This is a genomic window from Bacillus sp. FSL M8-0277 (genome assembly GCF_037975305.1).
Classification (GTDB): domain Bacteria; phylum Bacillota; class Bacilli; order Bacillales; family Bacillaceae; genus Bacillus; species Bacillus pumilus.
On sequence record NZ_CP150255.1, the window covers coordinates 1,251,995 to 1,273,714 of the forward strand.

General features: G+C 39.4%; 23 protein-coding genes. 14 read left to right on the forward strand and 9 right to left on the reverse strand.

The features are described 5' to 3' along the window. Nucleotides 1–211 precede the first annotated feature (211 nt). From MKZ05_RS06105 to hag (MKZ05_RS06145), 9 genes are all read left to right on the forward strand, one after another. On the forward strand, nt 212–445 hold the full coding sequence (locus tag MKZ05_RS06105; protein ID WP_226805060.1) for a hypothetical protein: 234 nt from the start codon (nt 212–214) through the stop codon (nt 443–445). A gap of 227 nt (nt 446–672) precedes the next feature. Then, a complete protein-coding gene (locus MKZ05_RS06110; RefSeq protein ID WP_339161835.1) occupies nt 673–1,122 on the forward strand; it encodes a GyrI-like domain-containing protein in 450 nt (149 codons plus the stop codon). A 137-nt stretch (nt 1,123–1,259) separates the two neighbouring features. Beyond that, nucleotides 1,260–1,763, forward strand: coding sequence for a hypothetical protein (locus MKZ05_RS06115; RefSeq protein WP_339161838.1), 504 nt, complete (start codon nt 1,260–1,262; stop codon nt 1,761–1,763). Between the two features lie 290 nt (nt 1,764–2,053). After that, on the forward strand, nt 2,054–3,238 hold the full coding sequence (gene alr, locus MKZ05_RS06120; protein ID WP_339161841.1) for an alanine racemase: 1,185 nt from the start codon (nt 2,054–2,056) through the stop codon (nt 3,236–3,238). A gap of 102 nt (nt 3,239–3,340) precedes the next feature. Then, nucleotides 3,341–4,864 (forward strand): kelch repeat-containing protein, encoded by a 1,524-nt coding sequence (locus MKZ05_RS06125; RefSeq protein WP_339161844.1) that lies wholly within the window; start codon nt 3,341–3,343, stop codon nt 4,862–4,864. Nucleotides 4,865–5,100: 236 nt separating this feature from the next. Continuing rightward, complete coding sequence (hag, locus tag MKZ05_RS06130; RefSeq protein ID WP_044141242.1) at nt 5,101–6,000, forward strand: flagellin Hag; 900 nt, start codon at nt 5,101–5,103, stop codon at nt 5,998–6,000. A 274-nt stretch (nt 6,001–6,274) separates the two neighbouring features. After that, complete coding sequence (hag, locus tag MKZ05_RS06135; protein WP_284906259.1) at nt 6,275–7,192, forward strand: flagellin Hag; 918 nt, start codon at nt 6,275–6,277, stop codon at nt 7,190–7,192. A gap of 336 nt (nt 7,193–7,528) precedes the next feature. Further along, nucleotides 7,529–8,419, forward strand: a complete 891-nt coding sequence (gene hag / locus MKZ05_RS06140) for a flagellin Hag (RefSeq protein WP_044141244.1) — start codon at nt 7,529–7,531, stop codon at nt 8,417–8,419. A 289-nt stretch (nt 8,420–8,708) separates the two neighbouring features. Next, nucleotides 8,709–9,608: a flagellin Hag gene (gene hag / locus MKZ05_RS06145; RefSeq protein ID WP_003211802.1), complete on the forward strand. Its 900-nt coding sequence runs from the start codon at nt 8,709–8,711 to the stop codon at nt 9,606–9,608. A gap of 32 nt (nt 9,609–9,640) precedes the next feature. On the opposite strand, the gene MKZ05_RS06150 is transcribed toward hag (MKZ05_RS06145), so the two are convergent. Then, a complete protein-coding gene (locus MKZ05_RS06150; protein WP_339161849.1) occupies nt 9,641–11,113 on the reverse strand; it encodes an FAD-dependent monooxygenase in 1,473 nt (490 codons plus the stop codon). Nucleotides 11,114–11,334: 221 nt separating this feature from the next. Here MKZ05_RS06150 and MKZ05_RS06155 point away from each other — a divergent pair, with 221 nt between their 5' ends. Next, nucleotides 11,335–12,159: a methyl-accepting chemotaxis protein gene (locus tag MKZ05_RS06155; protein ID WP_050945225.1), complete on the forward strand. Its 825-nt coding sequence runs from the start codon at nt 11,335–11,337 to the stop codon at nt 12,157–12,159. 36 nt (nt 12,160–12,195) lie between these two features. Here MKZ05_RS06155 and MKZ05_RS06160 read toward each other — a convergent pair whose 3' ends face one another. Beyond that, a complete protein-coding gene (locus tag MKZ05_RS06160) occupies nt 12,196–12,567 on the reverse strand; it encodes a DUF5412 domain-containing protein (protein ID WP_058014230.1) in 372 nt (123 codons plus the stop codon). Between the two features lie 244 nt (nt 12,568–12,811). Here MKZ05_RS06160 and MKZ05_RS06165 point away from each other — a divergent pair, with 244 nt between their 5' ends. Then, on the forward strand, nt 12,812–13,435 hold the full coding sequence (locus tag MKZ05_RS06165; protein WP_339161853.1) for a poly-gamma-glutamate hydrolase family protein: 624 nt from the start codon (nt 12,812–12,814) through the stop codon (nt 13,433–13,435). Nucleotides 13,436–13,451: 16 nt separating this feature from the next. Here MKZ05_RS06165 and MKZ05_RS06170 read toward each other — a convergent pair whose 3' ends face one another. Next, nucleotides 13,452–14,000, reverse strand: coding sequence for an ImmA/IrrE family metallo-endopeptidase (locus MKZ05_RS06170; RefSeq protein ID WP_050945223.1), 549 nt, complete (start codon nt 13,998–14,000; stop codon nt 13,452–13,454). A gap of 309 nt (nt 14,001–14,309) precedes the next feature. Between MKZ05_RS06170 and MKZ05_RS06175 the strand changes: the two genes are divergently transcribed. Beyond that, nucleotides 14,310–15,209: an N-acetylmuramoyl-L-alanine amidase gene (locus MKZ05_RS06175; protein ID WP_050945222.1), complete on the forward strand. Its 900-nt coding sequence runs from the start codon at nt 14,310–14,312 to the stop codon at nt 15,207–15,209. Here MKZ05_RS06175 and MKZ05_RS06180 read toward each other — a convergent pair. The 6 genes from MKZ05_RS06180 to MKZ05_RS06205 form a co-directional block, all read right to left on the reverse strand. Then, the gene (locus tag MKZ05_RS06180; RefSeq protein ID WP_257474525.1) at nt 15,198–15,329 is read right to left on the reverse strand and encodes a hypothetical protein; all 132 of its coding nucleotides are present in this window, start codon (nt 15,327–15,329) and stop codon (nt 15,198–15,200) included. The two genes, MKZ05_RS06175 and MKZ05_RS06180, sit on opposite strands and share 12 nt — an antisense overlap. A 100-nt stretch (nt 15,330–15,429) precedes the next feature. Then, a complete protein-coding gene (locus MKZ05_RS06185) occupies nt 15,430–15,606 on the reverse strand; it encodes a type II toxin-antitoxin system SpoIISB family antitoxin (RefSeq protein WP_080984789.1) in 177 nt (58 codons plus the stop codon). Then, on the reverse strand, nt 15,575–16,345 hold the full coding sequence (locus tag MKZ05_RS06190) for a type II toxin-antitoxin system SpoIISA family toxin (protein ID WP_050945221.1): 771 nt from the start codon (nt 16,343–16,345) through the stop codon (nt 15,575–15,577). The genes MKZ05_RS06185 and MKZ05_RS06190 overlap by 32 nt, the downstream gene beginning before the upstream one ends. Before the next feature lie 136 nt (nt 16,346–16,481). Beyond that, nucleotides 16,482–17,480: an inorganic phosphate transporter gene (locus MKZ05_RS06195; RefSeq protein WP_003210927.1), complete on the reverse strand. Its 999-nt coding sequence runs from the start codon at nt 17,478–17,480 to the stop codon at nt 16,482–16,484. 15 nt (nt 17,481–17,495) lie between these two features. Beyond that, nucleotides 17,496–18,113: a DUF47 domain-containing protein gene (locus tag MKZ05_RS06200; protein ID WP_003212390.1), complete on the reverse strand. Its 618-nt coding sequence runs from the start codon at nt 18,111–18,113 to the stop codon at nt 17,496–17,498. A 206-nt stretch (nt 18,114–18,319) separates the two neighbouring features. Beyond that, complete coding sequence (locus MKZ05_RS06205; RefSeq protein ID WP_309216532.1) at nt 18,320–18,778, reverse strand: ASCH domain-containing protein; 459 nt, start codon at nt 18,776–18,778, stop codon at nt 18,320–18,322. Between the two features lie 227 nt (nt 18,779–19,005). Here MKZ05_RS06205 and ggt point away from each other — a divergent pair, with 227 nt between their 5' ends. Together ggt and MKZ05_RS06215 are read left to right on the forward strand one after the other, a co-directional pair. After that, complete coding sequence (gene ggt / locus MKZ05_RS06210; RefSeq protein ID WP_253622704.1) at nt 19,006–20,757, forward strand: gamma-glutamyltransferase; 1,752 nt, start codon at nt 19,006–19,008, stop codon at nt 20,755–20,757. 460 nt (nt 20,758–21,217) lie between these two features. Next, complete coding sequence (locus tag MKZ05_RS06215) at nt 21,218–21,685, forward strand: PTS sugar transporter subunit IIA (RefSeq protein ID WP_106029849.1); 468 nt, start codon at nt 21,218–21,220, stop codon at nt 21,683–21,685. Nucleotides 21,686–21,720: the final 35 nt, after the last annotated feature.

The window sequence follows — 21,720 nt, forward strand, 5'->3', positions numbered from 1 at the left end:
GTATTCGTGATGATTAGTGTCATAAGTGTTGTTGGTTATTTTACGTCTGAAGTGACAGCAAGTCATGATGAAGCTAGGAGAGGTCATACTGCAAGTATTGGTTATACTGCTTAAGTAAAAAGCCCTTTATGGGCTTTTTACTATAAAACGGAATATACGCTATGAACAAAGAATATTTTTTTCATAGAAAACATACTGAGGAGGAAGTGAAATGACAATGTTAAAATCAACAGTATTTCGAAAGATTTTCATTATATTTTTTGCTTTAACCTTTATGATTAGTCTGTTCAATATGGCTGTGTTTCCAGGGACGCCAGTGTCTTATTATGTTGGCCTGGTTTGTGAAATATTGTTTATCAGCTTGTTAAATGGTCTGTTTTTCGGAACAATTATCTATTTGATTGTCACCCTTCTCTTTGCTAAATATTCAAAGGAAAATCAATAAACAAGTGAGCGGCTAAAGACCGTTCTTTTTTATTTTAAAAAATTGGATATGCTATTTAAAGAGAAAATGAGATGACTTAATTTATGATCTAAATCGCAATTCCTGTGAATGTTTTTCCAACATAATTCAATTATTTTTAATATCCTACTGTATTATATTTTAAAGGATGTTACCGTTGGATGTAAGGAATGATTGGCCAATCTTCCAATAAGAGTTGGAGGGAAATCATGAATTACAAAATTGAAATGTTAACGAATATGAAAATGGTGTTTATGAGAAATATAGGACCATATGGTAGCAAAGAAAATGTAGAGATGATGAAAAGATTTAAAAAATGGATCAATCAACATCAATTAATTGATGAATTAAAGGAATTTGGTATATATGGTGTTCCTCAAGATGATCCTGAAAAAATTCCACCAGAAAAATGCAGATACGACCTCATGTTGATGACAAATAGAGATTTCTCAAAAGATCGAATGGTTCAGACTGGACATTTTGAAGGGGGAAAGTATGCTGTGTTTACAGTGACACATACAACCGAAAAAGTGAATTTGTTTTGGAGCCAATTGCCTCACATGATCCAAAACAATCAATTGAACATGCGTCAGGCATCTATTATGGAGAGATATAGAGAAGAAGAAGGCGTGTGTGAATTCTTACTGCCTATCTTTTAAACACTTGAATGAAGTTCAATGGAAAAACAGATCTTTATGGTCTGTTTTCTTCATATAAATATTCTTAAATCACCTTACTTCAAATGCTATACTATGGCTAAACCATTCATGAAGGGTCATGATAGGAGGAGCATTGAGTGATATTCATCATAGGCATTATCATTGCTTTTATGATTGCTATTTTAGGTTTTACTGTTTTCGTAGATGTAGGGAATGGATGGGGAACGGCTCTTAGCATCATCGGAGGACTGGTCATTTTAATCATAGCCGGTAGATGTCAAAGACGAAAAGAACAGAATGATCCCAACATATTATTGGACAAAATGATGATGCTTTTTCACGAAGATGGGTTTCAGGCATCTACCTATATCTTTTCGGAGCAGGTTGATAAGGGCTTTGCGATTGATGCTGAGTTAAAGAAAATGCGCTTTATTGAATATCAGCCTGGCGGGTCAACTAGAAAAAATAGATTTGCAGTCACTGAGCTATCCATGAAAGATTTGAAACAAGTTGAGATGTTAGAAGATGGTGTGCCGATTGATTTAGCGGAGAGTAATGATAAAGAAGAGGTCTCGACGCTTGAATTAAGGTTAACAACGAATGACCAAGAATTACATGCGATGACAATCAACTTCCTGTAATTTGATGTGCCTGTTCGTAAGAGCAATGCTCATTATTTAGCTGAACGAGAAAATGTGCAGGAGATTTATCATGATATTGATGCAATGATGAAATCTGCGGATGACATTGAATATCATCGCACATAGAGAAGAAATCACAGTTGATGTGGTTTCTTTTTTTTGTGAGATAAGACAAAGCAGGTTCAGTCATTGTAGTTGAATGTTTTTCTTAAAAATGAATAAAGATAGACTAGACGCAAAAGTGAACATGGAGATAGAAAGAACGCTCATGTGATGAGGAGGAAAAATAAATGAAAAAGCTATGCAGGGAAGTCTGGATCGAAGTCAATCTCGATGCGATTAAAAGAAATATCGAAGCCATTCAAGCGCATATTCCGAGGAAAAGTAAGATCATGGCTGTTGTGAAGGCGAATGCTTATGGACATGGCTCAGTGGAGGTAGCTCGGCAGGCACTGGAAAGCGGTGCGACGGAGCTCGCAGTTGCTAGCTTGGAGGAAGGCATTGTGCTGCGAAGAGCAAAAATTGAAGCACCGATTTTGGTTCTTGGATTTACCCCGCTCGACTGTGTGAAAAGGGCTGCGACCTGGAGAATTGATCTATCTGGCCTTCGTGAAGACTGGATTGTTGAAGCAAATGAGATCTTAGCGGAAGAAGAAGAAAGTCATCGCCGGCTTGGGATTCATGTCAATGTCGACACAGGGATGGGACGATTAGGTGTACGAACGAAGGAAGAGCTGTTAGGAGTGGTGGAAGCTCTTGAAAAGAGTGAAAACCTTAGATGGGACGGGATTTTTACGCATTTCTCCACTGCAGATGAGCCTGACCCTGACTTCACGCTGCTGCAGCACAGCATTTTTATTGAATTTCTTCGCTTTTTGAAAAAACAAGGAATTAAGCTGCCAACCGTACATATGAACAATACAGCGGCTGCTATCGCGTTTCCTGAATTTAGCGCCGATATGATTCGGCTGGGCATCGGGCTATATGGTCTGTATCCCTCGCAATACATTGAAAGCTTAGACGCTGTTCAGCTAGAGCCCGCTCTCAGTTTAAAAGCAAGGATTGCGTTCGTAAAGGAAATGGTGACAGAGCCAAGGACCGTCAGTTATGGTGCAACATATGTAGCAAAACCGGATGAAGTCATTGCGACCATACCGATCGGTTACGCAGATGGGTACTCACGTGCTTTATCAAATCGGGGATTTATGCTTTTCCGCGGAAAACGAATGCCGATTGCTGGCCGAGTCACAATGGATATGACGATGATCAGTTTAGGAGAAATGAAAGCAAAGCAAGGCGAGGAAGTCGTCATATACGGTCGTCAAAAGGGCGGAGAAATTTCTGTCGATGAAATCGCCGAAATGCTCAATACAATCAACTACGAAGTCATCGCCACCTTAAGTCGCCGCGTCCCAAGATTTTATCGTCGAGGCGGGAAGATTATTAAAATATCGACGCCGGTGATGTATGTGTGAGGATTTTATTATAAAAAGTTTAATTAAAAAGCCATTAAATTGTAAACTTTACAAATATTAGATCGATAAAAGGAGGGAATATAATGATGTGGAGGAATAAAAATGAAAAAGAAATTTTTACTATTTATCATGGTACTTCTTTTAATAAGTACCCTTAGTCCATTTAAAGCAGATGCAGAAACAAAATCAACTGGATGGACAAAACGAGCTGATTTACCAGAAGAACGTATTAATGCCGGTGTAGGAGTGGTAGATGGAAAAATTTATTTATTTGGCGGAGCAAGTGAAAAAAATAAGTTAAATAATCAAACATTTATGTATGACCCTAAGAAAGATGTTTGGGAAGAAAAAACGAGCATGCCGACAAATAGAACAGGCGGTACATATGCTACAGTAGGTAAGAAAATATATCTAATAGGTGGAATAAACGAAGAAACAAAAACAGCTTATAACACAATTGATATATATGATACAGAACTTGATCAGTGGGCTGAAGAGCCAATTCAAATACCTAGAGACCCTGTGTTTTCTACTTATAGCAAGGGAACTTTGTACGCAGTTGCAGTAAAAGAAAATATATATATTGTATCTTCAAAAAACTCTTATAAGAATAATGTCTACCAGTATAATACAGACTCCGGTGAATGGAAGAGCTTGAACTCATCTGCTTTACCGTCTCGAAATGGGAGAGCTATATCTGCAATTGACGGCAAAATATATGTTGCCGGTGGAGAAAATTCGATCGGGCATAGTAGAGAAAGATCTTTGTTCCAGTATGATATTTCAATAGATAAATGGAGTAAATTAAAAGATAGTGACTTAACTTCATATTCATTTGAACCAGCCTACGAAACATATAATGGGAAATTCTTCGTTATTGGAGGACAGCTGACTGGTGATTATTCAAGTAAAATACTGAAGAAAGTTCAAATTTTCAACCCAGAAAATGGCCAATTTAAAAATTCAGCATATGATTTACCAGAAGGTAGAGTATCAGCTGTTGCAGCAATTGTTGATGACCATTTGTATGTCATTGGCGGACGTAACTACTCATATTATATGGGGAATTTTTCTGCAAAAAGTGATTACAAATCAGTGATTTCCATTCCATTAAACGACTTGCAAATAACTGAAGATGAGGCAAAACCAGATGATGATACAATAGAAGAGCCAAAAGATCAGGATGTGACAAAACCAGATGATGGCACAACAGAAGAGCCGAGAGATCAGGACGGAACAAAGCCTGGTGATGGATCAACAGAAGAACCAAAAGACCAAGACGGAACAAAACCTGATGATGGGTCAACAGAAGAACCGAAAGATCAGGACGGGACTAAGCCTGGGGATGGATCAACAGAAGAACCAAAGGAACAAGACGGAACAAAACCTGGTGAAGAAGTAACAAAGGGTATACTTTCAATTACTATGATAAATGGACTGCAAAAAGATTATTTGCTTTCAATGAAAGAAATCAACGATTTTCTTAACTGGTATAAAGAAAGAAGCTTTGGAATTGGTATGAACTTCTATGAAATCAATGATGAACACAATAAAGGGTCTTTCACAAGTAAGAAGGATTATGTGGTGTACCAAAATATTTTAATGTTTGATATCAAACAATACTGATATGATATTCATATAATGGCAAAACTGCTGATGATAGATCAGCAGTTTTTGTTTTTGTGAAATTGTTAAAATTAGGATCAAAGTCATGAAAAAATGCGATATTTCAAAAAAAATCTGCTAAACATCCTATTACCACGTCCGATAATAAAATTGTCAGGGTTGATAAGCCCTAGAACGAAGGACTTTTTTCAGACAAGGACGTCTGTCAGGTCCCGCATACATGGAGGTAATAGGAAATGAGAATTAACCACAATATCGCAGCACTTAACACATTAAACCGTTTGTCTGCAAACAACGGTGCGAGCCAAAAGAACATGGAGAAGCTTTCTTCTGGTCTTAAAATCAACCGTGCAGGAGATGACGCAGCAGGTCTTGCCATCTCTGAAAAAATGCGTGGACAAATCCGCGGATTAGAAATGGCTTCTAAAAACGCACAAGACGGTATCTCTCTTATCCAAACAGCTGAAGGTGCATTGACTGAAACTCACTCGATCCTTCAACGTGTACGTGAGCTTGTTGTTCAAGCTGGAAACACTGGGACACAAGACGGAACAGATCTTGGTGCTATCCAGGAAGAGATCAACAATCTGGTTCAAGAAATTGGTAATGGCACTGGAAAAAATGGTATCTCTGATCGTACTGAGTTCAACGGTAAAAAATTGTTGAATGGCGACTTTGCTAATGGGACAGCTACTTTAACATTCCAAATCGGTGCAAACAAAGCGCAAAAATTAGATGTAAATATCGAAGCAATGTCTTCTGACAAACTAGGGGCTCTTAATAATGGAACTCTTGTAGCGGGTCAAGCAGTCTCTAATATTGATGTTACACAATTCGCTGCTGCTACACCAACACTTACATTTGATCAACAACTAGACATCGTAGATGGTGCGATCAAACAAGTTTCAGACCAACGTTCTAAACTTGGTGCAGTCCAAAACCGTCTAGAGCACACAATCAACAACCTTGGTGCTTCTTCTGAAAACTTAACAGCTGCTGAGTCTCGTATCCGTGACGTTGACATGGCGAAAGAAATGAGTGAGTTCACAAAGAACAACATTCTTTCTCAAGCGTCTCAAGCAATGCTTGCACAAGCGAACCAACAGCCACAAAACGTACTTCAATTACTTCGTTAATAACAGGCCCCTTTATGGGGCTTTTTTATTTTGTTCCTATTCATTTTAATACAGGCTATGTGCTCATCACTTGAACGAATAGCATAATAGAAATTTTTGTGAAACTAAATAGTGAATAAAGATATGTAAAATTGATCAATAAATATTAAAAAATGTTAAACTTCCTATGAAATAATCCGATAAAAGAATTGTCAGGGTTGTTAAGCCCTAGAATTAAGGACTTTTTTCAGACAAGGACGTCTGTCAGGTCCCATATACATGGAGGTAATAGGAAATGAGAATTAACCACAATATCGCAGCACTTAACACATTGAACCGTTTATCTGCAAACAACGGTGCGAGCCAAAAGAACATGGAGAAACTTTCTTCTGGTCTTAAAATCAACCGTGCAGGAGACGATGCAGCAGGTTTAGCAATTTCTGAAAAAATGCGTGGACAAATCCGCGGATTAGAAATGGCGACGAAAAACGCACAAGACGGTATCTCTCTTATCCAAACAGCTGAAGGTGCATTGACTGAAACTCACTCAATCCTTCAACGTGTACGTGAGCTTGTCGTTCAAGCTGGAAACACAGGTACTCAGGATGAAACAGACCTTGGTGCTATCCAAGAAGAAATCGCTAACCTAGTTCAAGAAATTGGTGACGGTTCTGGCAAAAACGGTATCTCTGACCGTACAGAATTTAACGGAAAGAAACTACTTGACGGTTCTTTCAGCGCAGCTGGTGCTAATGCAAAATCATTAACTTTCCAAATCGGTGCAAATAAAGCACAAAAATTAGATGTGAACATCGAAGCAATGTCTTCTACAGCACTTGGTGCATTAGAAGCTGACGGAACTCTTAAAGCAGACCACGCAGTAGCAGACATCGATGTAACACAATTTGCCACTCCTGCTGCTGCAGGCGCACTTTCTTTCGATGATCAATTAGATATCGTTGATGGAGCTATCAAACAAGTATCTAACCAACGTTCTAAACTTGGTGCAGTTCAAAACCGTCTAGAGCACACAATCAACAACCTTGGTGCTTCTGGTGAAAACTTAACGGCTGCTGAGTCTCGTATTCGTGACGTTGACATGGCGAAAGAAATGAGTGAGTTCACAAAGAACAACATTCTTTCTCAAGCATCTCAAGCAATGCTTGCACAAGCGAACCAACAGCCACAAAACGTACTTCAATTACTTCGTTAATGAAGGGCCCCTTTATGGGGCTTTTTTATGTCTACTGATATTTGAAAAAAGCAGATCCTGAATATATCATGTGAGACCCACTTGGTGCGTACTTATATTTTAAATTAAAAATATGATAAGAAGAACTAATATTTTAAAAGGAGCACACAATACGTCTTTTCCATAGAACTAAATCATGAATTAAGACTGATAAATTAATAAATAAATATTAAAAAGTGTTAAACTTCCTATGAAATATTCCGATAAAAGAATTGTAGGGTTGATAAGCCCTAGAATAAAGGACTTTTTTCAGACAAGGACGTCTGTTAGGTCCCACATACATGGAGGTAATAGGAAATGAGAATTAACCACAATATCGCAGCACTTAACACATTGAACCGTTTGTCTGCAAACAACGGTGCGAGCCAAAAGAACATGGAGAAACTTTCTTCTGGTCTTAAAATCAACCGTGCAGGAGACGATGCAGCAGGTTTAGCAATCTCTGAAAAAATGCGTGGACAAATCCGCGGACTAGAAATGGCTTCTAAAAACGCACAAGACGGTATCTCTCTTATCCAAACAGCTGAAGGTGCATTGACTGAAACTCACTCAATCCTTCAACGTGTTCGTGAACTAGTTGTACAAGCTGGAAACACGGGTACACAAGACGATACAGATCTTGGTGCAATTCAAGAAGAAATCAATAACCTAGTTCAAGAAATTGGTAACGGTACGGATAAAAATGGTATCTCTGATCGTACTGAGTTCAACGGTAAAAAATTGTTGAATGGTGATTTTGAAACAGCTACATTAACTTTCCAAATTGGTGCAAACAAAGCACAAAAATTAGATGTAAACATCAAAGCAATGTCTGCTGATAAACTTGGAACAGACCCAGCTGATGCAACTAAAACAGTTTCAGCTCTTAAAGTAACTGATTTTGCAACTATTGCTGCAGGTGCTGCAGGTGGTTTCAATGATCAATTAGATATCGTTGATAATGCAATCAAACAAGTGTCAGATCAACGTTCTAAACTAGGTGCGGTTCAAAACCGTCTAGAGCACACAATTAATAACCTAGGTGCTTCTTCTGAAAACTTAACAGCTGCTGAGTCTCGTATCCGTGACGTTGACATGGCGAAAGAAATGAGTGAGTTCACAAAGAACAACATTCTTTCTCAAGCGTCTCAAGCAATGCTTGCACAAGCGAACCAACAGCCACAAAACGTACTTCAATTACTACGTTAATGACAGGCCCCTTAATGGGGCTTTTTTTTATGGTGTTTTTTTCTTCGATTTTCCCCCAGTCTTATGATTCTTAAATCCCTCTGGTAAATCATGAAAAATGACCTTTAAATTTGATATAAACTAGCGAAATGATCATAATAAATGAGGCTTTTTCCTTATTTAATCCTTTTTTGTTAAACAAATTCCATTGATGTTCGATAAATGGATTGTAAGGCTTACAAAAAAATTCTAATTTAGAACTTTTGGACAAGGATGTTCAATTGGTTCAAACACATGGAGGTAATACGAAATGAGAATTAACCACAATATCGCAGCACTTAACACACTGAACCGTTTGTCTGCAAACAATGGAGCAGGACAAAAGAACATGGAGAAGCTTTCTTCTGGTCTTAAAATTAACCGTGCAGGAGATGATGCAGCAGGTCTAGCAATCTCTGAAAAAATGCGTGGTCAGATCCGCGGATTAGAAATGGCGACGAAAAATGCTCAAGACGGTATCTCTCTTATTCAAACAGCTGAGGGTGCATTGACTGAAACTCACTCAATCCTTCAACGTGTACGTGAACTAGTCGTTCAAGCTGGAAACACTGGTACACAAGATGAAACAGACCTTGGTGCAATTCAAGAGGAAATTGATGCACTAGTTCAGGAAATTGGGAACGGTACAGATAAGAACGGTATTTCTGACCGTACTGAATTCAACGGAAAGAAACTTCTTGATGGAACTTTTGCTGCTGAACCAGAAGACGGAGAACCGAAAAAACTTACTTTCCAAATTGGAGCTAACGGTGCGCAGCAATTGTCAGTTCATATTGAAGCAATGTCTGCTGATAAACTTGGAGTTGAGGATAAAACCGTTTCTACTATTAAAGTAACTGATTTCGCCGAAATTGCAGCAGATGAAGAAGGTGGGTTTAACGATCAATTAGCAATCATTGATGGAGCGATCAAACAAGTTTCAGACCAGCGTTCTAAACTTGGAGCAGTCCAAAACCGCCTCGAGCACACAATCAACAACCTTGGTGCTTCTGCTGAAAACTTAACAGCTGCTGAGTCACGTATTCGTGACGTTGACATGGCGAAAGAAATGAGTGAGTTCACAAAGAACAACATTCTTTCTCAAGCGTCTCAAGCAATGTTAGCTCAAGCAAACCAACAGCCGCAAAACGTACTTCAATTATTACGTTAATGAAAAAGCCCCACTAAGGGGCTTTTTTTGTTTCAATCTAATGAAAGCAAGTGCTGTAAACGAAAGTCAGGAACCGCTTCATGGAAAAAAGCTCGATTGCGTTTATCGTCCTCTTGATCCCACTGACTCCACCATTCAGCCGTTTCTCCAGAGGCGTCGGCTTGAATCATGACATGCAACTGTTCTAAGTTGATGATGTCTCTCGGTTCTATTAAGAAAGAATGCATCCGGTGATACGCTTCAAGACATTTAGGCTGTTTTGTGACAATGGCGTTTTGTACGTAGCGATTTAAAAATTCCTGTACAAACGTTAAATGAGGAATGGTTTTTTCTCCTTTTAACTCGACGCCTTCCCACGCCATATCAGCAATTGCACAAAGCCACCAGCCAAGTTCACTCGCGTGCTGCATTTGTTGTAACGTGTCCTTTTCAAAAGATAGCCGCTCATTTTCTTGTGCTTGTTTGAGCATGCGCTCAAGAGTTTGTGCTTCGAGTGCGGCCTTTGTCATTCCTTGACCATGAATGGGATCTAATGTACACAAGGCATCGCCCATCACCAATAATCCACTTGGCCAGTCGTGCATTTGTTCATAGTGATATCTCACGCAAGAAGGGACTCTAAATCCTTTTGGCTTTGTATAGGGCGTTAAATGAGTGATGGCATCTGCTATTGCGGGATGCGCGAGTGCAGCTGTTTCTGAATCAAATTGATCAGCGTCTGTTGTTGGATAATGTGATCCGCCAGCTGCAGAGAGAAGAACAGCTACTAAATCATGATCTACCCGTTCAAATAGTCCTGTTGGGATTTGCCTTTCCGGCTGACCCACGACGACCATTGATTGCTGGTATGGCGCTTCTAGTTGTATCTTGTAGTATCTTGTGCTGTAACCGAGTGACACCGTTAATTCATCTGCCCGTGGTAAGGTCAGTCCAGCATCCTTCAGCCATTTTGGCAATTTAGACATTCTTCCAGACGCATCGACCACTAAGTCTGCTTTCATTTCACGAATGCTTCCTGGTTTTTCATGCCGATCTTTCACGACCAGTCCAATGACTTGGTTTGTTCCCTCTTTCAACTGAAGTGAGAGGGCTTCATGTTTTTCTAAACATTGCACCCGTCCCTCATTTAACATTCTTTGCATCAGCACCCACTCTAGCATGGCACGTCTTGTGACGGCTGTTTCTTCGGTATCAGTAAGCGTTAACTCACCATCTTTTGTAATAAAACGAGAGGTTTGATGCCACGTATTAAATCCGCCCATTGTCAGTAACTCTTTTGTATAACCAGGAAATAGACGTTCCACTATTTGCTTGCCTAGTGGCAGCATTCTATGTGGATGAAAAGCTTGAGGAGTGCCGAGACGATTCTTAGGAGAGTCTGGCATTTCGTCCTTTTCGATAATGAAAACTTGATGATAAAACGTTGATAAAACTTTTGCAGCGAGTATTCCCGTCATGCCGCCGCCAATGACGATCGCCCGCTCATATGTCATAGGTTGTCTCACAACATGCGCCTCCAATGAATATATAAAATGATTACATGACCATTTCATCATATGTTGATACTTAAATTATAGCAAATTTACGTTTTGTTGAATATAAAGAGGGAATTTCCTTCTTTTTACTCGTACATATGAGAAATAACTTTCATCATCATCATTATTTTTAAAAATTAACTATTATTTTAAGAAGAACGACCGATAAATAATACAAGGGGGTAGAGTAAATGGATATACTACAGAGTATAGTGACAGCAGCACCTTATATGATGCAGATTTTAAAAAATGAAGTGACGATGGGTGTCATTGACCGAGAGAAATTTTTGCTGTATTTGCCATCGAAAGATGTTGATTTTCAAATTCGAGCTGGTGAACGTATTAAACCAGATGATCTGAATATGAAAAAAGCGTTGAGAGGTGAGACATCGAGTATGTTTGTGCCTGAATCAGTGTATGGAGTACCATTAAATGCGATGGGATTGCCTATTTTTGATGAAAATGGGCAAGTGATTGGTGCCCTCGCTTTAGGATTTCCACTCAAAAATCAAATAGAGCTTGAAGCGTATATGGATTCATTGAATGACATTATTCAAAGTATTCAAGAAAAAGTGCACGTGGTGGCGGCACATTCAGAGGAGCTCTCTGCTACAAGTGAGGAGATGACCTTACAAACGCAGCAAACTCTTGAAAGCTCGAAACAAACAGCCGATATTACAAAAATGATTAAAGGCATCTCGAAACAAACGAGTTTGCTAGGATTGAATGCGTCAATTGAAGCTGCCAGGGCAGGAAAAGAGGGAGCAGGTTTTAGTGTTGTAGCAAGTGAGGTTCAAAAGCTTTCAAGTGAAACTTCACGTGCAACAGAAAACATCGAAAGCTCACTGCAAGGAATCTCCTCCAATATACATACATTACTTGAAAGTATGGACCATATGAAAGGTTCTTCATCGGAACAGGCTTTACTTGTGACAGAGTTTAGTGAAATTGTCGATCGATTGACGACGGTTAGTAAGAATATGAAGAAATTCATGCAAACCGTCATGTCAACGTAAAAAACGAATCCAAGAGGGATTCGTTTTTTTGATGCATTATTTTCTCTTGTTCTGATCAAAGCGATAATCGTAGGTGTCGCCTTTCACCACATTTAAAAACTCATGTCCAATTTGAACAAGCTGTCCGTTTTTCCATTTGATGAGAGGGTCCTTATCAGGGTATTTCCAGTAAATCGTTTTCTTGCGGTGGGTCAGTTTGTTTTCAATTTCTGCTCTGACTGCGTTTTCCTTTAGCTTTCCTCCGCTATGCTGATAGGTGTTGATGATGTACATTCCGTCAGGTGATGACATCGAGCGGATGAATGTTCCGTGAGACACGCCTTGAAGAGAGAAGCATTTCCAATAAATAATGCCAGCGAAGCTAAGGAGTAAGATGATAAGAGTGAGGGTGGTTTTCTTTTTTAACATGAATTCCTCCAGATGTAGATCACAATATTTCTAATTTATGAGAGAGAATACAAAAAGATTCATATAGTCCAAAAGTTCTATTCGTTTCAATTATCGGTCATTTTTTCTCAAAATTCAACAGAATGCCGTAAATGTAAGGAAAATTTAAGGAAGAATTCAAGTGGTATATTTGATTCGAAACCTCTTTACAAAAGAATGAGGGATCAGTAGACTTATGCTCATATAAAGAAATGGAGCAGATGACATGAGGCAAGTTATCGATACGTATGAAAATTATGAAGAGCTCTCCGCTCATGAAAGAAAAGGGATTGATTATCAAATTCTTCACAAGCGGAAAGGTGACCAGCTGCTAGTTTTGTCTCCTCATGCTGGAGGAATTGAATCAGGCGTGAGTGAGCTTGTTCATGAAATTTCTAGTGACTATTCTATGTATTTATTTGAAGGCCTTAAAGTAAAAGGCAATCATGTTCTTCATATTACAAGTACACGCTTTGATGAGCCGCTTTGCCTTTCGGAAGTGCATACCCATCATTATACGTTTGCACTTCATGGCTACGGAGAAACAGAGGTGCTTCAAACGTTAGTGGGAGGTACAGACAGAGAAAGAGCGGCAGAAACTGTGAAGCGTTTAACGCAAAATGGCTTTCAAGCATTGCTGCTAGCCGAATCTGATCGTTTTTCTGGAACGCATCCTGATAATATCAATAACAAATGTCTGACAGGAAAAAGTGTACAACTTGAAATTAGTCAGGCGCAAAGAAGAGCATTCTTTCAAGACTTTAGGCGTCAATACCGGCGAGATACACAAACTGAACAATTTTATCGGTACACAAATGTACTCAAACAAGTATTAGCCCTTTATGAATAAACTTTTATGCGATGATTTACGTTTGATAAACTGCTTCTTTTTCAGCGACTCTTTCTGCTTTCATTAAATAAGACGTAAACTCCTGTTGAAAGCGAATACCTGCTTTTCGCTGTTCGAATAAGGCAAGCCGTTTTTCAGCAAAAGCCCAAGTGACGTGAAACGTTTGAGCAATATGCAAAATGGCTTGCTGCCGAAGGGGTGGAAGCTTCATTTTCATCAGTATAAAGGTTGGAACACAAAAGTGATACATGAATTGTTTTGCCTGAAACTCCTGCAGTTCTCGAAAGAGTTTGTTCATTTTGAAATGATTGCCTGTATGCTTTAGCACATGACAAAGCTCGTGGGCGAAATCCTGCCACTGTTCTTCAGGTGATAGGGATCTGTTTAAGATAATACTGTAAAGTCCTTGATGCTGGATCATCATGCTGCCAGTCTCCTCGTAATGGACCCACACGCGAAATTCAGAAGCGATCCTTTGCATCTCTCTATAAGCAGGACCGCTTATTTGTAATTGAGCATATAAACGCTTAATATCTTCTTCTAAATGGGTTAAAAAACCAGTCATTTGAAAACCTCCATACAAACGTATGTTCTATTTTTGGCGTAAAAGAAAAGTCCATATAGGACTAAATAGCTAAATGAGCTATTACTTACTTTTATTATCGGCTTATTTTTAACAATTTTAACATAAAATCAAGGGAAAATGGAATTAATTCCTGTTTTTTCTGTATTTTTGCACGTTTCACGACTAAAAAGAGTGAATTGAATTCAAATTTTACCATAGTCTTCTCATGAAAACAAACAAGTATTGTCTTACGAATGCCACCGATTGATGAGAAAGATCAATTCAATTTAGCAAAAGGGAGTGCAGTACATGGTACAAATTTATCAAGATTTTATTCCAGTTGGAAACGGAAACCGCCCAGGATATGCGATGACACCGGAGTATGTAACGGTGCATAACACAGCAAACACGTCAAAGGGAGCGGATGCGAAAAGTCATGCGGCCTATGTAAAAAGCCCAACGACAGAGGTGAGCTGGCACTTTACAGTGGATGATCATGAAATCTTTCAGCATCTGCCGTTAAATGAAAATGGCTGGCATGCAGGGGATGGTCATGGGAATGGTAACCGGAAGTCGATCGGAATTGAAATTTGTGAGAATGTAGATGGGAATTTTCAGCAAGCGGTCAAACATGCACAATGGCTCATTCAAAAGCTGTTAAAAGAACATCACATTCCGCTAGCAAACGTGGTCACACATCAGTACTGGTCTGGAAAAGCATGTCCACGCCAGCTTCTATCTACTTGGGATGAATTTAAAAAAGGGATTGGAACGGCAGAAGATCCGGAGACGGTCATCACGTATGTCGTGAAAAGCGGTGATACGTTAACGAGTATTGCGAAAGCTCACGGGGTCACAGTTCAGGATTTACAGAAGTGGAATGACATTAGCGATCCGAACAAGATTCAAATTGGACAGGTTCTCAAAATTTATCGTAACGATGCAAAGAGCTTGTATGAGCTGCCAGATGGGGTTTTAAAGGTGACTTCTCCATTGACAAAGGGAGAGCATGTACGCCTCGTCCAGCAGGCGCTTGCTGCTGTTTATTTTTATCCTGATAAAGCAGCTGCAAATAAAGGAATAGACGGAGTTTACGGAGAAAAAACGGCGAACGCCGTAGCACGTTTTCAGCTGGTAAATGGTCTGACAAGTGATGGGGTATACGGACCTAAAACGAAGGAAAAGCTTCTGAAGCTGTTAAGTAAGTGAGTGTTTCTGTTTGTATGATTGGATGACTGCTTCACTTTGCTCATTTAATCGACGCATATAAGGCGACGACTTATATTCAGCAAACTGAACATATCTCAATTGTTTGATTTTCTTTTTCATTTATTGGCACCTCAATCGTTGCAGCGTATAGATTATTGTATGCAAGTCTATGTGAAAATGGAAGCAGGACGCGGATTTTGTTCCGCGTCCTTTAGTGTAATCAAGCCCTTTTATTTTTATACTCATCCAAGAGCTGTTCGTTCTTTTTAAAAATACGCTCAGTATGGGGGCTTACCTTGTAATCCGCCATACTAATATGTTGCTTTTTCTTTAAAATCTTAAAAGGGTTTTTCTTGCGATTGTTGTTATCCCCTTGAAGTGCGTGGTCCATCTTCATCACCTTCCTCTTCGTCAGGCAAGATTAGGTCATAAATTGTTGTAAGTGACGTCATTAATAAATAGTCGAACTCAGTGACAATGTCATCAGAGGTGAGCTTAATGACGAAGTGATCATCTGCTACAGAAAACGGGATGAGCACCAATTTGCCGAAATCATCGTAATAGACTTCCTGCCTGTCAAGCTTCGCCTGAATAAGAGAGCGCTGGTCAAGTGTCCGCAGCAGGTCATCTTTTTGTTCCTGCGTATCGTATGGACAAAGAACCGCTTGAATATTCATTTTGTCGGCAAAAGAATAAATGAGCCGTTCAATTCCCTCTATATATGCCTCTACACTTCCATAATATACATGAATCGGTTCATTTTTCAATAGGTATTGGTACGTTTTTAGCTTATTGAGGTAAGAATGAAGTAGATCGTTATTTTGTTCTAGGAGTTGATGGGTGTCGGTTTCCAGTTCGTGATTTCCGAGTTTTTTAATATAGGAGCTGAGAAAGATGAATGCATCGGTTAATGCAAAAAAAACGGCAATAATCAAGTAGTGCATCCAATCGGTGAAGATTGAAGAAGGGTCATTTGTCCAGTACACAACAGCACCAGCTACATAAATCCAATACCACGTTTTACGAATGGCAAACATCTTTTCTTTTACTTTTTGTTCAAAGCGCCATACGGCAAATACATATACAGCAAGAGCACCTAGCAATAACCACACGGTCAATTGAAAAAATAATAGCATGTTCTTCTCTCCCATAGACAGATGGATACTTATTCATTTCTATGGATATGATTGGAAACCCTGCTTCATGAAAAAATGGCTTGCAGGAAAAGGGTGCAGACAAATAAAAAAAGACCTGTCTGACAGGTCTTTGATATTAGATAATCGCATTTAACACAAAGTATATAAGAGCCCCTAGAGTTCCCGAAATCGGTAATGTGATCACCCAAGTGACGAGCATGCGTTTTGCCGTACCCCAGTTTACTCCTTTTACTCTGTGTGCAGAACCTACACCTAGAATAGAAGATGAGATCACGTGAGTGGTACTAACAGGTAAGTGAATAAATGTCGCTCCGAAGATAATAGCTGCACCCGTTAAGTCAGCTGATACTCCGTTTACTGGACGAATTTTCATAATTTTACCGCCGACTGTTTTAATAATCTTCCAGCCGCCAATAGAAGTACCTAGTCCCATTGCAAGCGCACAAGAGAATTGTACCCAGAAAGGAATGTCGTCAGTTGTATGCAAATTACCTGCAATTAAAGCCATCGTAATAATTCCCATCGCTTTTTGCGCATCGTTTGTTCCGTGGGTATACGATTGCAGTGCAGCAGTTAAAATTTGAACACGTCGGAATTGTTTATTTGTTTTTGCGAGATTGTTGTTTCTGAATATAATTTTGATAATGGTATACACGATATATCCCAATACGAAAGCTAGGATAGGTGAAAGCAACAGTGCTTGAATGATTTTAATGAACCCCGAATAGTTTAAAGCGCCAAAACCAGCAGAGGCAATAACAGCTCCTGCAATTGATCCGATCAGTGCGTGCGAAGAACTACTCGGAATTCCGTAATACCAAGTAAGCAAGTTCCAAGTAATGGCCGCAATTAAAGCAGCCAAAATGACGACAGAACCGTTTTGAAGTGTGAAAGGATCTGCGATGTCTTTTGTAATGGACTTTGCCACACCTGTAAATGTCATTGCTCCTAAGAAGTTCATGAACGCTGCCATAATAATAGCATGTCTAGGCTTTAACGCCTTTGTTGAAACCGAAGTGGCAATGGCATTTGCTGTATCGTGGAATCCGTTGATGAAATCAAAAGCAAGTGCACAAATGACAATAAATATGGTAAGGATGAGTAATGTGTCCATGTTTAACTAACCCCGTTACGCATTCTTCATAATGATTGTTTCTAGATTGTTGGCAACACTTTGACAGGAATCAGCAATTTCTTCAAGTGTTTCGTAAATTTCTTTGTATTGAATGACCTTGATTGGATCCGTTTCTTTTCCAAACAAGTTCTTTAGTGATTTACGATAAAGATTGTCACAATTATGCTCGATCTCTTTGATTTTGATTGCGTGTGGTTGAATATCTTTTAAGCGATTTTCAGCCAGTAAATCGATTGTAATTAAAATTTCCTTTGCACATTCTCTGATGTAGTGGCTGAATTTGTCGATATGTTCGTCAGAGCTTGTCATTGAATAAATTTCCATTGTCGCTGAAAAATGCTCAATTCCATCTAAAACATCGTCGAGGCTATTCGTCAATTGAAGAATGTCTTCACGTTCAATCGGCGTAATAAAGGCTTTGTTCAGCTCTTTAATCATCGTATGAACATGATTATCACCTTTTGTCTCATATTCCTTCAATGTGTCAGAAAATTCTTTCAGAGTGGTTTGATTTGTTACTTTATAGCTAACAAAATACTCAGCAGTTTCATCTAAATTTTTAGCAATTTCCGTTAACAAGACGGAAAACTTGTCTTTTTTCCTTTTTAACATGTAAAAACCCTCCATTGTATAAATGAGACAATGCACACATCAAATAATTATATATTCTTTTGTCGAAAAAAAACAGGTGTAGTCGAAAATTTCTTCACTTTTTCTATTTGATCTTATTCTGACCTAAAGATGTGTTCTCAACACACCTTTTTCAGAAAGGAGAAAAGAAATGAAAAAAGCGGTCCATTCTTGGCGCCGCTTAAAGCTTAAGAAGCTGAATAAACTAGTTTAAATCGCTCGCAAACTAGGAGCATGTCTTCTTTAAATTCTAATCCGAACGGTTTGAGTGCTTCTGTGAAAAATGCTTGATGGGCTTTGTACCAATAGTTATAAGAAAGATCGCCTTCACCTTCTGCTTGGGCAAATGATTCTGGAACCTCATTCATTGGCATGACATCTACATGTGTGATCTCTATGATGGCTTTTGGTTCGTCATGGCTGTCCAAAATGACCGCATATTGTCCTGCCTTTGGAAGCGGCTCCTGTTCCTTTTCGTAAAAAAGATGTCCAGAACATGTCGCTGTTTTTTTCCCTTGCAGAACAAGGTCAAGTAAATGATCTGGGTCTGCTCCAAATGCCCAAGCGGAAACAGATGCGTCAATTGGTGCGCTTTCTGATTTTTCTTTCCAATAAGTTTCCCAAAATAAGGTGCTCTGCTGATTCATCATTCTTCCCCCTTTGTGATGCGTTTATTATACCGCGAAATCAAAGACTTGAAAGGATAGTGTCTTTATCCCTACTTTGTACATGTGTCATATGTTTTGAAAATCCGCTTTATATTTGGTGAATATAGGAAGAAATAATGAAAAATTTAGAAATTTTAGAATAATCTATTGTATTCTGGTCAAGAAGTCGGTATGGTCAAAGTAAGAATATGGAAGGGGTGTTGTGTATGAAACGCATTTCTCTAACTATTTTGTCCATATGTCTGTTGGTTTTCTCGTTTTTTCTGCCTGTCAGTCAGGTCACTGCAAACGAAACTCATGGGAATAAAGTAGCTGTTGGGAAGGATGGCATGGTGGCTACTGCCCATCCACTCGCATCAGAAGTGGGTGCAGATGTATTAAAGAAAGGTGGAAACGCTGTTGACGCTGCTGTTGCCATCCAGTACGCACTGAATGTGACAGAGCCAATGATGTCTGGAATTGGTGGCGGAGGATTTATGATGGTTTATGATGGGAAGACAAAAGAAACATCCATCATCAATAGTCGAGAAAGAGCACCACAAGGCGCAACACCAGACATGTTTTTAACAGATGAGGGGAAAGTCATCCCGTTTGCTGAGCGATCCACACACGGTAATGCTGTTGGTGTTCCAGGGACTGTGAAAGGTCTTGAGGCGGCATTAGAAAAGTGGGGAACCCGCTCGATGAAAGAATTGATTAAGCCTTCCATTGAGCTTGCAGAGGATGGATTTGAAATCGATTCTGTTCTGGCAAAAGCCATTGATGATCATCAAGGAAAATTGAAAAAAACGGCCGCAGCGCCAATCTTTCTTCCAGATGATCAGCCGCTCAAAGAAGGAGACCTCCTAGTTCAGCCAGGTCTTGCAAAAACATTTAAGCTCATTGCGAAAAAAGGAAGCAAAGCATTTTATGAAGGAAAAGTAGCAAAGGCACTTGCAAATACAGTCCAGGATTTTGGCGGGACGATGACAACTGATGACATTGGTCGTTATGAGGTCGAGACTGACAAGCCTATCTGGGGAGACTATAAAGGATACCAGCTTGCAAGTATGCCTCCACCAAGCTCAGGCGGGGTGTTTATGCTGCAAATTCTCAAAATACTTGACCACTTTAACCTATCTCAATATGACCCCAAATCATTTGAAAAATATCAGCTACTTGCTGAAACAATGCATCTCTCCTATGCTGACCGTGCTGCATATGCCGGCGACCCCGAGTTCGTAGATGTTCCACTAAAAGGACTATTAGACGATGATTACATTTCAGAAAGAGCCTCTCTTATTCAATTAGATCAAAAGAATCGTAACCCGAAAGAAGGAGATCCGTGGGCGTATGAGGATGAAAAAAATCCATCTCCTATTGTTCCACAGCCTGAAGATAAAACCATTGGTGAGACCACACATTTTACTGTTGCCGATCAGTGGGGAAATGTTGTGTCATTCACGACAACCATTGAACAGTTATTTGGTACAGGGATTCTCGTCCCGGAATATGGTTTCTTCTTAAACAATGAACTAACAGATTTTGATGCAAGACCAGGCGGAGCAAATGAAGTTCAGCCGAATAAACGACCATTGTCTAGTATGACACCGACCATCATTTTTAAAGATAATGAGCCTGTCATGACAGTAGGTTCACCGGGAGGAACGACCATTATTGCTTCTGTTTCACAAACCATTTTGAATTTGCTTGAATATGAGATGGAGCTTCAGGATGCAGTTGAAGAACCAAGAATTTACACAAACAGCCCAACTTCTTATCGTTATGAAGTAGGTGTCCCTCTCGATGTGAGAACAAAGCTTAATGACATGGGACATCGTTTCGGCAATTCGCCTATTGATATAGGAAATGTCCAAGCGCTACTCATTGATCGAAAAGCAGGAACCTTTACTGGAGTGGCTGACTCCTCGAGAAACGGAACTGCCGTTGGCGTCAATTTAAAGCTCTCTGCCCAATAAGAACATTTCCCGGGAAAAGAAGCGCCTCTTGAGGATGGCGTTTCTTTTTTTATTTAAATAAATGAAACATAGCTGATCAGAGAGCGGAAGACGCTTCGCTATTTATGAAGTACAGGACTGTATGTATTTCGATGGCTAAGGGCCTTTTTTCCGTATGAATGATAATGTTGTTGCTGACATCAAAGAGCAAGTACTGAGTGATTAGAGAGAGGAAGTCACATTTAATAAGAAGTAGAGCAGAGTTGATGAAAGATGCAGAAGACTGCCTCTTTTTTTATAAAATTTTCCCTAGGAACATTGACTTATAATTTAGAATATTATAATATCTTTACAAAGGTAACAACATTGAACATTTTTCAGGATGCATATTTGTAAGCGCTTTATAAAAGGTTCTATTCCAAAATGTTCTTTCTTTTTGTTACATGTGTTCATATTTATACCAAATGAAAGGAGTGGTTGTTTGAACAACTTGTTTGAGTTAGATGAACAACTGATTAAGCTGCAGTACGATGCATCTTCAAGAGAGGAGGTGACCACATATTTAGCAGAGCGATTAGAAGCGGGAGGATATATTAAGTCGAGCTTTTTACCAGCGGTGCTTGAAAGAGAAAAAACATATCCTACGGGCCTTCCACTTGCGACCTTTGGGGTAGCAATTCCACATACAGATCCTGAGCATGTGAACAAACCGGCGATTAGTGTAGCCACTTTAAAGGAACCTGTTATCTTTCACAAGATGGGGAGCCCTGATGAAACTGTGCTGGCTAAAATTGTGTTCGTCCTAGCAATCTCTGAACCTAGTAAGCAGCTTGTGATGTTAGAGAAGCTCATGACACTTTTTAGAAAAGAAGAGGTGATGACGAAGCTGTCTGATATGACGTCGTATGAAGAAGCGGTTGCTGTGCTTCAGAAAGAATTAAACCAATAGCCTTTCACAAAATAATGTAAGCGCTTTATCTGAAA

Excerpts from the sequence above, each read along its gene's own strand:
- hag (WP_284906259.1), top strand. The coding sequence starts at position 6,275 with ATGAGAATTAACCACAATATCGCAGCACTTAACACATTGAACCGTTTA.
- MKZ05_RS06175 (WP_050945222.1), top strand. The coding sequence starts at position 14,310 with ATGGTACAAATTTATCAAGATTTTATTCCAGTTGGAAACGGAAACCGC.
- MKZ05_RS06160 (WP_058014230.1), bottom strand. The coding sequence starts at position 12,567 with ATGTTAAAAAAGAAAACCACCCTCACTCTTATCATCTTACTCCTTAGC.
- MKZ05_RS06170 (WP_050945223.1), bottom strand. The coding sequence starts at position 14,000 with ATGACTGGTTTTTTAACCCATTTAGAAGAAGATATTAAGCGTTTATAT.
- MKZ05_RS06200 (WP_003212390.1), bottom strand. The coding sequence starts at position 18,113 with ATGTTAAAAAGGAAAAAAGACAAGTTTTCCGTCTTGTTAACGGAAATT.
- hag (WP_044141244.1), top strand. The coding sequence starts at position 7,529 with ATGAGAATTAACCACAATATCGCAGCACTTAACACATTGAACCGTTTG.
- MKZ05_RS06125 (WP_339161844.1), top strand. The coding sequence starts at position 3,341 with ATGAAAAAGAAATTTTTACTATTTATCATGGTACTTCTTTTAATAAGT.
- MKZ05_RS06195 (WP_003210927.1), bottom strand. The coding sequence starts at position 17,480 with ATGGACACATTACTCATCCTTACCATATTTATTGTCATTTGTGCACTT.
- hag (WP_003211802.1), top strand. The coding sequence starts at position 8,709 with ATGAGAATTAACCACAATATCGCAGCACTTAACACACTGAACCGTTTG.
- MKZ05_RS06185 (WP_080984789.1), bottom strand. The coding sequence starts at position 15,606 with ATGAAGATGGACCACGCACTTCAAGGGGATAACAACAATCGCAAGAAA.
- MKZ05_RS06155 (WP_050945225.1), top strand. The coding sequence starts at position 11,335 with ATGGATATACTACAGAGTATAGTGACAGCAGCACCTTATATGATGCAG.
- hag (WP_044141242.1), top strand. The coding sequence starts at position 5,101 with ATGAGAATTAACCACAATATCGCAGCACTTAACACATTAAACCGTTTG.
- MKZ05_RS06165 (WP_339161853.1), top strand. The coding sequence starts at position 12,812 with ATGAGGCAAGTTATCGATACGTATGAAAATTATGAAGAGCTCTCCGCT.
- MKZ05_RS06190 (WP_050945221.1), bottom strand. The coding sequence starts at position 16,345 with ATGCTATTATTTTTTCAATTGACCGTGTGGTTATTGCTAGGTGCTCTT.
- ggt (WP_253622704.1), top strand. The coding sequence starts at position 19,006 with ATGAAACGCATTTCTCTAACTATTTTGTCCATATGTCTGTTGGTTTTC.
- MKZ05_RS06105 (WP_226805060.1), top strand. The coding sequence starts at position 212 with ATGACAATGTTAAAATCAACAGTATTTCGAAAGATTTTCATTATATTT.
- MKZ05_RS06180 (WP_257474525.1), bottom strand. The coding sequence starts at position 15,329 with ATGAAAAAGAAAATCAAACAATTGAGATATGTTCAGTTTGCTGAATAT.
- MKZ05_RS06205 (WP_309216532.1), bottom strand. The coding sequence starts at position 18,778 with ATGAATCAGCAGAGCACCTTATTTTGGGAAACTTATTGGAAAGAAAAA.
- MKZ05_RS06110 (WP_339161835.1), top strand. The coding sequence starts at position 673 with ATGAATTACAAAATTGAAATGTTAACGAATATGAAAATGGTGTTTATG.
- alr (WP_339161841.1), top strand. The coding sequence starts at position 2,054 with ATGAAAAAGCTATGCAGGGAAGTCTGGATCGAAGTCAATCTCGATGCG.